General features: G+C 73.4%; 13 protein-coding genes. 8 read left to right on the top strand and 5 right to left on the bottom strand.

What is annotated here, in order from left to right; genetic code table 11:
• Window positions 1–218: 218 nt before the first annotated feature.
• From ACZ6BB_RS21870 to ACZ6BB_RS21895, 6 genes are all read left to right on the top strand, one after another.
• Entirely contained in the window at window positions 219–914 is a 696-nt protein-coding gene (locus ACZ6BB_RS21870) for a type 1 glutamine amidotransferase domain-containing protein (protein WP_471616811.1), read from the top strand.
• 144 nt (window positions 915–1,058) lie between these two features.
• Entirely contained in the window at window positions 1,059–1,526 is a 468-nt protein-coding gene (locus tag ACZ6BB_RS21875; protein ID WP_471616812.1) for a hypothetical protein, read from the top strand.
• A gap of 155 nt (window positions 1,527–1,681) precedes the next feature.
• Window positions 1,682–2,155 carry a hypothetical protein gene (locus tag ACZ6BB_RS21880; RefSeq protein ID WP_471616813.1) on the top strand — a complete coding sequence of 158 codons (474 nt, stop codon included), beginning with the start codon at window positions 1,682–1,684 and terminating at the stop codon, window positions 2,153–2,155.
• A 47-nt stretch (window positions 2,156–2,202) separates the two neighbouring features.
• Entirely contained in the window at window positions 2,203–3,069 is an 867-nt protein-coding gene (locus ACZ6BB_RS21885; RefSeq protein ID WP_471616814.1) for an SDR family oxidoreductase, read from the top strand.
• 57 nt (window positions 3,070–3,126) lie between these two features.
• Window positions 3,127–3,273, top strand: a complete 147-nt coding sequence (locus ACZ6BB_RS21890) for a hypothetical protein (RefSeq protein WP_471616815.1) — start codon at window positions 3,127–3,129, stop codon at window positions 3,271–3,273.
• Between the two features lie 79 nt (window positions 3,274–3,352).
• Complete coding sequence (locus ACZ6BB_RS21895; protein ID WP_471616816.1) at window positions 3,353–4,054, top strand: ABC transporter ATP-binding protein; 702 nt, start codon at window positions 3,353–3,355, stop codon at window positions 4,052–4,054.
• Between the two features lie 45 nt (window positions 4,055–4,099).
• On the opposite strand, the gene ACZ6BB_RS21900 is transcribed toward ACZ6BB_RS21895, so the two are convergent.
• The 3 genes from ACZ6BB_RS21900 to ACZ6BB_RS21910 all read right to left on the bottom strand — a co-directional run bounded on the left by ACZ6BB_RS21900 (window position 4,100) and on the right by ACZ6BB_RS21910 (window position 11,195).
• A complete protein-coding gene (locus tag ACZ6BB_RS21900; RefSeq protein ID WP_471616817.1) occupies window positions 4,100–5,101 on the bottom strand; it encodes an ABC transporter ATP-binding protein in 1,002 nt (333 codons plus the stop codon).
• Between the two features lie 101 nt (window positions 5,102–5,202).
• Window positions 5,203–7,977, bottom strand: a complete 2,775-nt coding sequence (locus ACZ6BB_RS21905; RefSeq protein ID WP_471616818.1) for an ABC transporter permease — start codon at window positions 7,975–7,977, stop codon at window positions 5,203–5,205.
• Window positions 7,974–11,195, bottom strand: coding sequence for an FtsX-like permease family protein (locus tag ACZ6BB_RS21910; RefSeq protein WP_471617011.1), 3,222 nt, complete (start codon window positions 11,193–11,195; stop codon window positions 7,974–7,976). The genes ACZ6BB_RS21905 and ACZ6BB_RS21910 overlap by 4 nt, the downstream gene beginning before the upstream one ends.
• Before the next feature lie 264 nt (window positions 11,196–11,459).
• On the opposite strand from ACZ6BB_RS21910, the gene ACZ6BB_RS21915 reads away from it, so the two are divergent.
• Both ACZ6BB_RS21915 and ACZ6BB_RS21920 read left to right on the top strand, forming a co-directional pair.
• Entirely contained in the window at window positions 11,460–12,107 is a 648-nt protein-coding gene (locus ACZ6BB_RS21915; protein WP_471616819.1) for a hypothetical protein, read from the top strand.
• 54 nt (window positions 12,108–12,161) lie between these two features.
• Window positions 12,162–12,983: an SDR family oxidoreductase gene (locus tag ACZ6BB_RS21920; protein ID WP_471616820.1), complete on the top strand. Its 822-nt coding sequence runs from the start codon at window positions 12,162–12,164 to the stop codon at window positions 12,981–12,983.
• A gap of 15 nt (window positions 12,984–12,998) precedes the next feature.
• On the opposite strand, the gene ACZ6BB_RS21925 is transcribed toward ACZ6BB_RS21920, so the two are convergent.
• Both ACZ6BB_RS21925 and ACZ6BB_RS21930 read right to left on the bottom strand, forming a co-directional pair.
• Complete coding sequence (locus ACZ6BB_RS21925; protein ID WP_471616821.1) at window positions 12,999–13,277, bottom strand: hypothetical protein; 279 nt, start codon at window positions 13,275–13,277, stop codon at window positions 12,999–13,001.
• 580 nt (window positions 13,278–13,857) lie between these two features.
• Entirely contained in the window at window positions 13,858–14,385 is a 528-nt protein-coding gene (locus ACZ6BB_RS21930; protein WP_471616822.1) for a DinB family protein, read from the bottom strand.
• Window positions 14,386–14,654: the final 269 nt, after the last annotated feature.

The following is a 14,654-nucleotide window of genomic DNA, read 5'->3' on the forward strand; positions in this document are numbered from 1 at the left end:
GCCCGGTCCTTCTTCGACGGCCGCGGGAACGTAGTACCGCGGTACCGGCCGCCACCCGCCGGTGTGCTTCCCCGGTACCGGGTGGGACCCGTGATCACGTCCTATCGTGGTAGCGGCCTGAACGGGAACAGCGCTCCGACCCGGTGTCGCCGGGGAGACGGCGCGCGAGGCCGCATGTCCGCACGGCGGCCCGGACCCTCTGAACAGAAGGACCACTGATGTCCCCCACGAAACGCATCCTGATCATCGTGACCAGCACCGGCGAGTACGAGAAGGTCGGCTACCGCACCGGCCTCTGGCTGGGCGAGCTGACCCACTTCTACGACGTCGCCGAAGCGGCAGGTTTCGAGCTCACCGTCGCGAGCATCGAAGGCGGCGCCGTACCGCTGGACCCGGAGAGCCTCGCCCACGACGTCCTCGGCGATCTCGGCACCGACAAGCGGTACGCCGACCGCGCCTTCATGGACGGGCTGCGGGACGTCGTCCCCGTCAGCGAGGTGGACGTCGACGACTACGACGCCATCTACCTCACCGGCGGTCACGGCGTGATGTTCGACTTCCATCAGAGCCGGGCACTGGAGACGCTCATCGCCCGGTTCCACGAGTCCGGCCGGATCGTGTCGGCGGTCTGCCACGGACCGTGCGGTCTGCTGGACGTCACCCTGAGCGACGGCGAACCCCTGGTCAGGGGCAGGAACGTCACCGGCTTCTCCTGGCGGGAGGAGGAACTCGCGCAGCGCGCCGACGCCGTCCCCTACAGCCTCGAGGACCGGCTGAAGGAACTCGGCGCGCACTACAGCATCGCGGCGAAGCCCTTCGACACCCATGTCGTCGAGGACGACCGTCTGATCACCGGCCAGAACCCGGGCAGCGCCAGGGCGGTCGCCGAGGCCGTGGTCCGCCGGCTCGGCTGAGTGCCGGGCCTCCGCGAGGGGGGCGCCCGGCACTCCGCCGGGCACCCTCGCAGGAATCGGGCTTCCTCCGCGAGGTCGCACTACGTCGGTCGTGCCGCCGCGCCACCGGAACCTCTCCCTGACGGAAAGGGGAAAGCGCGACGCGTGGCGACGACGGACGTGGATGCCGCGCCGACCTACCGCCTCGTCACCTGCCGCGCGGGCTGCCACGGCTTCGCCCGGGGCGCACACCCTGCGGCCGTCGGAGCGACGCGGTGTGCCCGGTCGCCGCCGACCCGTGTCGAGGAACTGACCACGGCCCTCGACACGTTCCCGAACCCGGCGATCCGTGGCACCGGAAAGAACCCGTGCGCCGTGCGTACCGTGCCTCGTCCCCTCGCCCCGGCGGCGAACAGCACCCCCGCCCCGATCGCATCGGCGCGCGAGGCCGTCCGTGCCTGGCTGGAGGAGGCCGACCGCGCCCTGATCGCGGCCGGCGCTGGTCTGAGCGCCGCCGCCGGCTGCGACTACGGCGACACCGAACGCTTCCGGGACCTGTTCCCGGCGCTGTACCGGCTCGACCCGCGTTCGCGTTACCTGCTCGGTGCGCCCCTGCCGGCGGACCTCAGGTAGGGCTACTGGGCGGTTCACATCGACGACATCCGCTACGGCTCCGAGCCCAACCCTCTGTACCGCGCGCTGAGAGAACGGGTCGGTGACCATGACCACTGGGTGATGACGTCGACGTCGACGCCCTCTTCGCCCGCAACGGCTTCCAGGCGGACCGGGTGTTCACCCCGCAGGGGGACCACGGCCGCTTCCAGTGCACCGTCCCGTGCTCGCGGGAGACCTGGCCCGGCCGACCGTTCCTCGACGCGATCCTGGCCGCCTACGACCGTGACACCGGCCGGGTGGCCGACCCCCGGGCGCTGCCGGCCTGTCCCCGGTGCGGCGCCGACGTCTTCCCCGACGTCCGGGTCGGTCCGGAGTTCGTCGACGACGCCCACCTGTCCGCGGGGCGGCGGCTGGTCCGGTGGCTCGACGACGCGCCCACGGACAGCGCGTTGCTGGTGGTGGAGATCGGGGCCGGATTCCATACGCCCGGCGTGATCCGCCGGCCCACGGAGAACCCGCGCCGCACCCGTCGGGCCCGGCTCGTCCGGATCGATCCCGACCACCCCGACGTCCCGTCGGACCTGGGGGCCCGAGCGCTGTCCGTACCCTTCGGAGCGGACCTGCTGCTCGACGGGCTCCGTCCCTGACACCGGCGGCAGCGCCCCCTCGTCACCACAGGAAGTGAGGCAACGTCATGTCCGAGGCATCCGGCACCTCCGTCCCCGCCCTCGCCGTCACCGGCTCCACCGGCCGGCTCGGCGGGCGCGTCGCCCAGCGGCTCGCCGCGCGAGGAGTACCGCAGAAACTCCTGGTCCGCAGCCCGGAACGCGCCCCACGGCTGCCCGGCGCGGTGGCCGTACGTTCCGAGTACGCCGACCGGGACGCCGTGCGGGAGGCCCTCACCGGCACCCGCACCGTCTTCATGGTGTCCGCCTCGGAGAGCGCCGACCGGCTCGCGCAGCACAGGGCGTTCGTGGACGCCGTCGCGGAGGCGGGCGTCCGGCACCTGGTCTACGTCTCCTTCTACGGCGCGGCGCCCGACGCCACCTTCACCCTGGCCCGGGACCACTTCCACACCGAGCAGCACATCCGCGCGAGCGGCCTGGCGTACACCTTTCTCCGGGACAACATCTACGCGGAGTTCGTCCCCGACCTCGTCGGCGAGGACGGCGTCATCCGTGGCCCGGCCGGGCAGGGACGCGCAGCGTTCGTCGGGCAGGACGACATCGCCGACGCCGCCGCGGCGGTGCTGCTCCGGCCCGACGACCACGCGGGCTCGACCTACGACCTCACCGGGCCCGAGTCCCTCTCGCTGGACCAGGCGGCCGCCATCCTGTCCGAGCTGTCCGGGCGCACCGTCACCTACCAGCCGGAGACGGTCGAGGAGGCCTACGCCTCCCGTACCTCCTACAACGCTCCGCGATGGCAGCTGGACGCCTGGGTGTCCACCTACACGGCCATCGCGGCCGGCGGGCTGGACGGGGTCAGCGACGCGGTTCCCCGCCTCACCGGCCACCCCGCCACGCCCCTCGCCGACGTCATCCGCGGCGCGGGAGGCTGACAGGACGGAACGCGCCTACCGTGCACACTGTCAGGCTCCACCCCAGGGAAGACAGTCGTGAGCAACGCGAAGAACACCGTCCTTCAGACCGCCGCCGAGCTGTTCGGGGACAAGGACCGTTTCGACCTCGTGGTGTTCACCGTGTTCGGTGACGACGACGAACGGGCCTACCGTCACGCGCTCGGCGAAGACGCCCGCCCCTGACCACACCGTGCCTTTGCCGGTGGTCGCGCCGGGTGGGATAGTGGTGCGCTGCGGAATCAGCGGAGCATACGGGGGCGCGATGAGCCGGGCGGTGACCGCAGCCATGCTGCGGGTGAGGGATGTACACAAGTCGTACGGCCGAGGCGCCGGGGCCGTGCACGCGCTGCGTGGCGTCTCCTTCGAGGTTCCGCGGGGGGAACTCGTCGCGGTGAAGGGGCGCTCGGGCTCGGGCAAGACCACCCTGCTCAACATCGTCGGTGGTCTGGACGAGCCGGACAGCGGAGATGTCACCGTCGACGGGCTGGACCTGCGGGAGCAGGGTGAGGACGCTCTCCTCGCGCTGCGCCGGGAACGCATCGGCTTCGTCTTCCAGTCGTTCGGGCTCCTCCCCATCCTCACGGCCGCCGAGAACGTGGGAGTACCGCTGCGGATGCGCAGGACGGACCCGCGCGAACGGCGGGAGCGCGTCGACCTGTTGCTGTCTCTCGTGGGGCTCGCGGACCATGCGGAGCAGCGCCCGGGCGAGTTGTCGGGCGGACAGCGCCAGCGCGTCGCCATCGCCCGCGCCCTGGCCAACAGCCCCTCGATCCTCATCGCCGACGAGCCGACCGGCCAACTGGACGCGGAAACCGGGCACTCCGTGATGGAACTGCTGCGCGCGGTCGTCCGCAGCGAACAGATCACGGCTCTCGTGGCCACCCACGACGCGACACTCCTCGACCTCGCGGATCGTGTCCTGGAACTCAAGGACGGCGAGATCACGGAGATCTCCGAGAGCTAGCCCGAGGGGGCGCGTTTCACCGGTGGCGGCGGACGGGGCGTCGTCTCAGCGCCCCGGCGGTTCGGCGTCCGCGGCCGACCCCGGGCCGTGACGGTCGTTCCGGGTGTCGTCCGGGCGGACGGCGATGTGGTCGGGCTCCAGTTCCAGGGCGACGCGGTCGCGCATCCCCAGGACCCGGGTGTACTCGGCGGGCAGCTGCAGGCGGCCGGCCCGGTCGAGCATCGCGTACTCGCGGGCGACCATGTTCTCCTGACCGGTGGCGGAGTCGACCTCGCTGTGGCGCAGGACCTCCGTCGAGGTACGGCCGTCCCGGATGGCCACCGTACGGCGGACCTCCCCGGCGACGGACTGATCATGGGTGACGATCACGATGGTGGTCCCCAGTTCCTCGTTGGCCGTGCGGAACGCGGCGAAGACCTGTTCGCCCGTGTGGGAGTCGAGTTCGCCGGTGGGTTCGTCGGCGAGCAGGACCGCGGGATCGTTGGCGAGGGCCACCGCGAGGGCGACGCGCTGCTGCTGGCCGCCGGACATCTCGTACGGCCGGCGGTCGCGGCATCCGGCGACGTCGAGCAACTCCAGGAGTTCCATGGCCCGCTCGGCCCGGGCCCGACGTCCGCCCGCGGTACGTGCCAACTGCAGGGGCAGGGCGACGTTCTGTGCGGCGGTGAGATAGGAAAGGAGGTTCTGTGAGGTCTGCTGCCGCACGAAGCCGACGGTCCTGCGGCGATAGGTCAGGCGTTCCTTGGCGGACATCGCGGCCAGGTCGTGACCGGCGACGCGGGCGGCGCCGGCGGTGGGTCTGTCCAGTCCCGCCAGGATGTTCATGAGGGTCGACTTGCCACTGCCGGAGGCACCGACCAGGGCCATGAGTTCCCCCTGACGGACGAGGAGATCGAGACCCTGCAGCGCCTGGACCTCCACTCCGTCGGCGGAGAAGACGCGTACCACCCGGTCACAGGTGATCAGGGCGTCGTGCCCGTACGCGGCGGCGTCGCGCTCGGCGAGGGCACGGTCGGCGAGTTCGTGGAAGGTCGGGCTGCTGGTCATCGGCTGCTCCTGTCCGGTCCCGTACGTCGCGGATCGTGCATGCGGTCGCGGTCCGGTCGTTGACGCGGTCGAGGGTCGTCCCTGCGCATGAGGTGATCCATCTACGTGTCACCCAGTCTCAGTTCGCGCACCGAACCGCGTCGGCCGGTCCACCATGCCTGCCCGGCGGGCACACCGACGGCCAGCAGCAGCACGGTGAGCGCCGGAACCGCCAGGGACAGCGGATCGGTGCGCAGCGCGGCCCCCTCCGCAGCGGACGGGGACGCCAGGGCGAGGGCCGACAGGTCGACGCCGGGCGACAGCAGGTGAATGCCGACCCAGCCGGTGAGCACGCCGCCCGCCGCGGCCAGGAACGCCTGTGGGAAGGCCGTGAGGATCAGCAGCCGGCGGCCCTGGGACCGTGTCATGCCCATCGTGCGCAACCGGGCGAGCAGGGCGGCGCGTTCGGGCGCGGTGCGCAGCACGGTCAGCACCAGGGCGAGGACCGCGTACCCGGCGCCCGCGGCGACCGCGACACCGTACAGGCGCTCCGCGCCGGACTGCAGCGGTGAGTCGACGTGCCGGTCGCGTTCCTCGGTGCGCAGCCGGACGGCCGCCGCGGTGCCCTCCGTCGCCGCGCGCAGAGCCCTGCCGTTCAGGGCGTCACCGGTCAGCAGCAGGGTCGTCGTGGGCGCCGCTCCGCGGGGCAGGCCGGCACGGTCCACGATCAGGAACTCGTCGCCGGACACGGCCGGGGTGCGGTCCCGGACCAGGACGATCCGGACGGTGACGGAGGTGCCGTCCGGGAGCAGGACGGAGTGGGGGCCGGTGCCGTACTCGTCGACCACGCCGGACGAGGCCAGGGCGGGCAGGGGGCGGCCGGCGCTGCCCGCCGTTCCGCCGTCCTCATGCTCCAGGCGTGCCGCGTCGAACGGCCCCAGGCCCGTGTGGCGCGACAGGCGCGCGTACGTGTCGGGGTCCACCCCGGCCAGCGGCAGCGGCCGGCTGCCCTGCTCCGGCTTCGCGTCGTAGCTGACGCTCGCCTCCGCCGTGTCCCGTACACCGGGCATCCGTTCCACACGGTCGGGCAGGGTTCGAGGGAGTTCGCCGGTGATGGTCTCGACGCGGCCGTCGGCGCCGACGTCGAGGAGTGCGGCCCGGTCGCGGGCCTCCGCGACCCCGGCCAGGACCGAGCCGCCGAACGCCGCCGTGGTCAGGGCGCTGAGCAGGGCGAGCAGGGGCAGCACGGCGAACCCGGGGGCGCGGGCCACCTGGGCCAGCGACAGCGGGATCACCAGACCGCGCATACGCGTGGCCGCCCCGCTCAGCGCCCGCAGCGGCAGCGGGTGGAGGCGTGCCAGCAGCAGCGCCGCGACCACACCCGTCAGCAGCGGTGCGGCGGCCACCAGAGCGGTGCTGCCGGATCCCTGGCGGCGCAGTGCGACGACCGCCCCCGAGGCGATCACCAGCACGGTCAGTTCCGCCACGGTACGGCGCCGCGACGGCCGTGCGGCAGCGGCGTCCTCGCGCCCCTCGTGCATCCGCACCGTGCGGTGCGCGACAACGGCCCGCAGGGGGAGCGCGGCGCAGGCGGTCAGGGTGACGGCGAGGGCGGCCGCGAGGGCGGGCCCGGTGCGCGCGCCGGGCAGGGCGAGCAGCGCGGCGGTCAGTCCGAGGGCGCCGGCCGGCACGGCGACGACCGCGGTCTCCGCGAGCAGTCGGCCGGCCAGGCCGGTCAGTGAGGCTCCGCGGGCCCGCAGCAGAGCCAGTTCCGCGCGTCGGCGATCGGCCGCGACACCACCGGCCATGGACAGGACGATCACGGCGAGGCTGCCGGCCCCGACGGCGGCGAGGAGCAGCAACGGGACGATCCCCGACCGCAGTCGGGCATGGTCCGCGAGGACCTCGTCGAGATTCGTCTGCGCCTCCAGGCCGTCGTCGACGGCCGAGCGCAGTCCCTGCACTCCCGGGCCCGACTCCAGGGCGGCCACGGCGGACGCCGTACGGTCGAGATCGCGGCCGTGCAGGGTGGCCATGTCGGGCGCCACATGCCAGTACCGTTCCGGACGGCCGGGGGTGCCCAGGAGCGCCGGGCCGGCGTCGGGGGCGAGAAGCAGGCCGCCGAGCCAGTGGACCTCCCCCGGCGGAAGGTCGGGCCGGCGGCTCAGCACGGGGGTGCGCAGCACCGGCAGTGCTGACCAGTAGGCGCGCTCGGGGGCGCGCGGGACGACGATTCCGGTGACCTTGACGGCGAGCGTGGCGTTGCCCGAGCCCGGTATGTGGATCACCGAGCCCACCCGGATGTGAAGCTCGCGGGCGGTCTCCACGGTGACGGCCGCCTCGACCCGCGAGGTCGCCGAGGTGACGGGCGCGCCCGTGGTGCGCGGCAGCCGGCCCGCGCTGAGCCGGGCGTGGGAGGCCAGGTCCTGCTGGGCGGCGAGCACCAGTTGGGCGGGATATCCGGCGGGCCGGGGAAGCCAGCGGTCGGGCGCCTCCAGGGGCACGGTCGTACGCACCCCGTACGACGACTGCGCGCGGTCGGGTACCAGCGGCGCCTCGGCGGCGGCGAGAACCTCGGCCCGCGCCGCGGCCAGCGGACCGACACGCAGGGCGGCCTCCATCTCCTTGACCGTGTCCATCCAGGACAGGGGCACCTGCAGCTGCACGGTCGTCTGGTCGGGCAGGGCCTGCTCGACCGCCCGGCGCAGTCCCGCGTCCCCGTACCGGTCGACGGCACGCGGGTACGCGGCGGCCAGCGCGGCGGTCACGGCCACCAGCAGCGCGAGGGCCACGGACGTACCGGCGAAGGTCCTCAGCCGGGTCCACGAACCGGCCCGAACCCGTGGCGGCACCGCCTTCGTTCCCTCGTCCTGAGGGGGTACCGGCTGCGCGGTCACTGCGTCACCTCGTCCCTGAGCGTCGTCACGGGCTTCGCCCGGCGCAGGGCGAGGGTCACGGTGACGAGGGCGGGACCCGCCGCCAGGGCCACCAGCAGAGCGGTCAGCGGCAGGAGCGGCAGTTCGACCAGCACCGGCGGGACCGGGCGGGTGGCCCGCCCGGTCAGGACGACGAGGGGCACCAGCGCATGCGTCAGCACCGCGCCCAGGGCCGTACCGACCAGCAGCGTGAGGGTCACCAGCACGCCGTGCTCGACGGCGACCAGCCGGGCCAGCCGTCGGCGCGGTGTCCCCAGGGCGCGGAGCACGGCGAACTCGGCGTCCCGGGACCGCATCGCGCCTGCCGCGCTCACGGCGAAGCCGAGCGAGGCGAAGAGCACCGTCACCGCCGCAGCCGCGGTCAGCGCCGCCTCCGGGGCCGCCCCGAACGGGTCGCCGCGCAGTTCCGCAGCTGTCTCGTCGCGCACCATCACCTGCTCCGGATCGACGTCGGGCAGGGCTCGTACGGCCGCTGCCGTGGCGCGGGGCGCGGCCGTGCTCAGCCACCACTCGGTGGGCTTCAGGCTGGCCCCGTGGCGGGCCTGCAGCACCTGGTTCACGGCCCGGAGATCGACCAGCAGGGCCCCGCCGTCCTGTGTGGTGGCCTCGGTGGTGGGCAGGGCGCTCGCGGTGCGGACGATGCGGACGGGCACGGACCGGCCGTCGAACGCCACCTTCACGCGCTGTCCTTCGCGCGCGCCGGAGGCGGTGAGGAACCGGTCGGTGGCGACCGCGGCGATCTCGGGCGGCCGGGGCTGGGCGACCTTGAGGCGGACCTCCAGCGGCAGGGCGGGCGGCGAGATGCCGGACGGCTGGTACCCGGTGCTGTACGTGAGGGTGACGGGCGCGGTCGAGGTGAGCCGGGGGCGGGTCGGCCGGGCGTCGTCCTCGGGCGCGCCGGCCAGGTCGGCCTGCACCGCGGTCGTCCACTTCGTCGGCAGGGACAACTGCCGGACGTCGCCGTCGCCCGCCGTCGCGGTGAGCGCGCCGAGGACCAGGCGGTGCCGGTCGGCACGGTCGGTCGGCTGCGGCGTGCCGAGGGTGAGCCCGGTCAGCGCCAACGGGCCCCGGGCGCCGTTCAGATCCGGGGTCAGCCGGTGCGGGCGGCCGTCGGCTGCGAGGCTGCCGGACGGTATCTCGTAGGTGGTTCCGTGCCGGTCCCGCACGGTCAGCGTGACGTCCGCGTCCGATGCCGGCCCGGTGCTGTGCAGGGTGGCGGTCAGGGTGAGCCGGGTCGTGCCCTCCGGTACCTCGACACCGGCGGGTGCTCCGCGCGGCGCGAGCCCGGCGAACACCGGACCGTCCGTCAGGTCGTGCCGGGCCGGCACCACCCCGGCGGCCTCCGTCGTGTTCAGGGCCAGGACGGTCGCGTTGCGGCTGCCGGAGAGCGACACCGTGCCACGGAACGCGGGGGCGACGGCGTCGACATGCGGAAGGTCCGCGTAGACGTCCGTCCGGCCCACGTCGCCGCTCCCGGAGGCCAGGACGCGTACGTCGGCGCCCACCCGGAAGTCGGCCTGGTCGGCCTGGGAACGGTGCCAGGAGGCGTTCTGTCCGATCGCCATCACGCCCAGTGCCACGGAGATGACCAGGAGCAGCACCGGACCCGCCCCCCGCATCGGGCGGCGGCTGAACTGCCAGCCGACCATGGCCGCGGTCAGCCCGTGCCCGCGGGTCACGAGCCGCTCGCCGACGCGCGCCAGCAGGGGCAGCAGCCGCAGGACGAGGACCGTGCCGGCGAGCAGCACCAGGGCGGGCGCCACCACCAGCAGCGGGTCGACGCCGAGGACGCCCCCGCGGTCGGCGGTGACGGCTCCGGAGTCCTGGTCGCCGAGCAGCCGGAGAGCGACACCGGCCACGGCGAGCAGACCGACATCCGCCCCGGCCCGCAGCGGTGCGGCCAGTGCCTGTGCCCGCGTGCCGACGCTGCCCGCGAACGAGGCCCGCCACGCCGGGACGGCCACCGCCAGCGCGCACACCGCGGCCACCCCCGCGGCGACCGCCCACACCTCCGGCCGGCCCCCGTCCGGTACGTCCACACGCACCCCGGTCCCGCCCAGCGCACCCTGTGCGGCCAGCAGCCGCGTCAAGGGTCCCGACAACAGCGGCGCCACCACCACCGCCGGCAGCGAGATCAGCAGGGCTTCCAGCGCGGCCAGGCCGGCCAGCCGTGCCCGGGTGGCACCGCGCGCTCGCAGCAGTCGGGTCTCGGCCGTCCGCTCGGAGCTGAGCAGCCGTGCCACGAGCAACAGGGCGCAGGCCGCGAGCAGTCCGAGCTGGCCCGCGACGATCAGCATGCTGGAACGCGTGACGAGCAGGGAGCGTTCGACGCGGTCCAGTACCTCCGGCAACGCGGTGTCCGCCGCGGTCGCGCTGCTGAGCGCGGGGCTCTTGCGCAGCTCGGCGCTGCCCGAGCGGGCCGCCTCACGCAGTGCGCCGATCCGCTCCGTCGTCAGCGAGGAGTAGTCGGCCGACACCAGCCAGCCGGACGCGCCGGCGCTCACCCGCCCCGACGTCGGCAGAGCGGCGGCCGTGAGCAGGGGACCGTACGTCGTGTAGCTCGACGCCTGCACGCCGCGCCCGCCCAGGTCGTCCAACTGCCAGTAGGGTGCCCGGGCGTCCACCGCCCGGTACACGCCGGTGATCAGCACACGCACCGCCGGACCGTCCAGCTGGTCGGTGACGGTCAGCCGGGCGCCGGGCTCCACCCCGAGCCGCCGCGCGGCGCTCTGCGGCAGTGCGGCCTCGACGGTCCCGCCCCTCACCGTCTCCCGGGGCAGCCGCCCGGCGACGGTCCGCACCTGCGTGCGATCCAGCGCGGCGAAGAAGGTGAGGTCGGGATTCTCGTCCCGCTCGGAGGCCGGCCGCAGCGCGGGCGGCAGGGCGTAGGGGCCGGACCGCAGCAGGGTCCGCACGCGCAGGGGCAGCCCGTCGAAGACGGCGCGGGCCCCGGCCCGCACCGCGTCGTCGGCCGCCCGCCGCTCGTCGGCCGGCACGTCGGCCTTGAGCACCAAGGCGGTCTCGGCGGCGGTCCGTTGCTCGGCGAGCGTCCGCCGCAGCGCCGCGTCGCCCATCGCTCCCGAGTAGGCGGTGAGCGCGGCCAACACGGCCGTGGTCAGCAGCACGGTCAGCAGCACCGCACCGACGAGGGCGCGATACGCCCACGCCCGCAGCACAATGAATCGCAACGTGCCCGCAGGCACCGCTCGCTCCCCCACCAAACCCCCCGGTTCCAACCGCGCCCCGGGTCGTGGGTCAGCGACGACGGCGTGCGGATGCAGATGGCATTGTAGGACTCACTTTGCTCGTCCTGTGATCGGATACGGCGTATCTTGCGGGGAGTTGTGAGAGCGGCGGATCGGTCGCGGGTGGGCGCCGGGCCTCCGCATCGCGCGGTCGGCGTCGTCTCGGGCCGCACCTCGCGGGCGTCTATCTTGGTCGGCATGTCCGTCGACCTCGTGGGAACAGCGCACATGCCCGTGCCTCTGGGCGGACTCGTCCGTGCGGCCGAGGAGACGTTGGCGCGACTGCTCGGTCTGACAACTGCTCGTGTCATCGACGTGATCGCCGACCGCAGGATCGACCAGGGGCGCGTGGTCGACGAAGGCAGACGTCTCTCCCGCCGCGAACTGGACACCGAGCTGATCGGCGAGCGTGTCGGCGGCTCTCCCGACGAGAGGCCGGGCGAGCGCGACTTCGACTTCCTCGTTGCCGGAGGCCAGGACGTCGTCCGACTGCTCGTGTTCGACCCGAGCGAAGTGCTGGGCCATGACAGTCATGAGGTCGCGGACGAGCAGCGTGAACCGGTGGAGGCAGTCTTCAGTCCCTCGCGGACGTGTGTCGGCGTCGTGACCGCGACGGCCCTCGCGCTGGCTGTCGCCGGCCTGGGCAGGGGCGAGTTCGTCGACGCCGAGATCCGCATGTTGGCGTCGCCCGAGCCGAATCCCGGGCGGATGATCGAGCTGACGGGGCTGCCCGACCGAGGAGACGACTTCGCCGCACGCTGTGAACGCTTCATGCGTCAGTTCGCCCGACTGAACGACTGGCCCCGGACCGTGTGCCCACCGCTCGGTCGGCAGGCCGCCCTCTGAGGCCGGCACCCGCGTGCCGGCAGCAAGGTACCAGGGGCACGGAATCGAGTTGCCATGCGCACAGCCCGGGCCGAACGATGGTTCTTCGTGACACCTCATGGACAGACTCCGCCCGGTGATGCGGCACGCCCCGTCGCCCTCGTGACCGGCGTCGGCCGAACCGTCGGCATCGGCGCGGGCATCGCCCACCGGCTGGCCGAGGCCGGCTGGAACGTGGCCTTCACCTATTGGACTCCGTACGACGCCCGCATGGCCTGGGGCGCCGAGGCCGGCGCAGCCGACGTCATCACCGAGGCGTTGGCCGAACGGGGCGCCGACGCGGTGGCGGTGGAGGCGGACCTCGCCGACCCGGAGGCGGCGGCGCGTGTCTTCGACGAGGCCGAGCGTCGTCTCGGCGGCGTCACCGCTCTGGTGATGTGCCACTGCGAGTCGGTCGACTCCGGCCTGCTCGACACCACCGTCGAGAGCTTCGACCGCCACTTCGCGGTCAACGCGCGTGCCACCTGGCTGCTGATCCGCGAGTACGGCCGACGCTTCCACGGGACGGAGGGAACCGGCCGTGTCATCAGCCTCACCAGCGACCACACGGTCGGCAACCTGCCCTCCGGCGCGAGCAAGGGCGCACTCGACCGCATCACGCTGGCAGCCGCCCGCGAACTCTCCCACCTCAAGATCACCGCCAACGTCGTCAACCCGGGACCGGTGGACACCGGCTGGATGTCCGACGGCGTCCGGGAGCACGTCCTGCGTCGGACGCCGCTGGGACGTCTGGGCAGCCCTCAGGACACCGCCCATCTCGTGGAGTTCCTGTGCTCGCCGCAGGGCCAGTGGATCAACGGGCAGCTCCTGATGAGCAACGGTGGTTTCGCCGACTGACCGGCCGCCGCCCGTTCAGCTTCCTGCTCGGCGTCGGCGGGAGATGAGTCGGGCGCACGACTCCGTGGGCCGGCAGAGCCATGCGAGAAGTGGACTGGTGACCACGAACCAGTGGACGCTGATACGGCCCTGCGTCTTGTCCAGGATCGGCGGGGCATCGTCCCGGTGGACGTGGCGGAGATAGTGGCGGCGGATCGGCGCTCCCGCTGTCAGCAGCACCGGTGAGGCGACGAGGAGGGCGACCGGGATCAGGATCCTCGCCGCGGTGAGCTTCGCTTTTTCGTCGTATCGCATGCCGCTCAGTGTGCTGGTCCTCGTGGGCACGTGTCCGTCTGTCCGAGGTGTCCTTCGCCGACCGCCCGGTCGGACGGTGACGATCCGCCTCAGCCGGGTCATCGCGCGCACCGGTCACACGGGGGTCCAGCCCCCGGCCGTGGCCGGGGCCACGCCGGGGCACCTGGTGCGCAGGAGGCACCACTGCCGTGCGACCAGAGCGCTCTCGCGCGCGTGAATCAGTGACCGCGGATGCCCCTCCTCCCACTGGCCCCGTTCGTCGGAACACCGCTCACGGCAAACGTTGTCAACGGCGGGCCGGGACAGCGCGAGGACGACGTGAACTCCAGCGATCCCCTGGAGCGGCTGACGCCCGGCTACCGGGTGGGAGGCCGGGAGGTCGGCGAACGGGTCGCCAGTGGGGGCCGGGGAACCGTCCACGAAAGGCGGCCACGGTCGTCGTGGCCGCGGTGGTCGGCCCGTATGTTCCGGATGACCTCCCGCGCCGCCCCACGGCTCACGTCCGCATCGCTCCTGCCCCGCACGGTCGCGGGCGGGTTCCCGCCCGGCCCTTCCGACCGCCCGAGGGCGTACGCGGGTCTCAGGCGCCGATGACCCCGTCGATCTGCTCGCGCAGGAGATCGGCGTGACCGTTGTGCCGGGCGTACTCCTCGATCATGTGCACCATGATCCAGCGCAGGGAGACCCCGTGGTCGCCGACGTGACCCGCTTCCTGCTCGGACAGACGGCCCACCGTGTCCAGCGACACGTCGGCGATCAGCTCACGGCTTCGGGCGACCTGCTCCTGCCAGGCGGCCGTCGCCTCGTCGATGCCTCGTTCCGGCCGCAGGGCGAACCCGTCGGTGTTGTCCTGCCCGAACACCGGTGGGACGGGCCGGCCTGCGAAGACGCGCTGAAACCAGTTGCGTTCGACCTCGGCCATGTGCTGGACGAGACCCAGCAGGGTCATCGCCGACGGTGCCGCCGCCGCACGGCGTGACTGTTCGTCCGTGAGGCCGGAACACTTCAGGGCGAGCGTCGCACGGTGAAAGTCCAGCCATGCCTCCAGCATGGCCGGCTCGTCGGCGTGTGCGGGTGGGACGGGTCGTCCGTCCGGTGTCGTCGTCATGCGAACAGCCTGTCGGCGGCGGCCACGGTCCGCCGCCGTCTTCGCCGGGGACGAACACGCGGCCGGCCGGCTTGCTCGCGGGGGCCTCGGACATCACCGAGCACCGGGCTCGATGCGACGAATTACGGCCACACCTCTGTTGCGTGGCCGAATCCAGTGCAAAGCTGTGTCGGCGGTGACCTCCATTCCCCCGTTGGAGGCCACCACGCCTGGCCCCGCCCGCGCGCTCCTGCCCGGGCGGGGCCGCGTCGCCCCTCCCGCCCTCCCCA

The organism is Streptomyces sp. NPDC041108 (genome assembly GCF_055592645.1).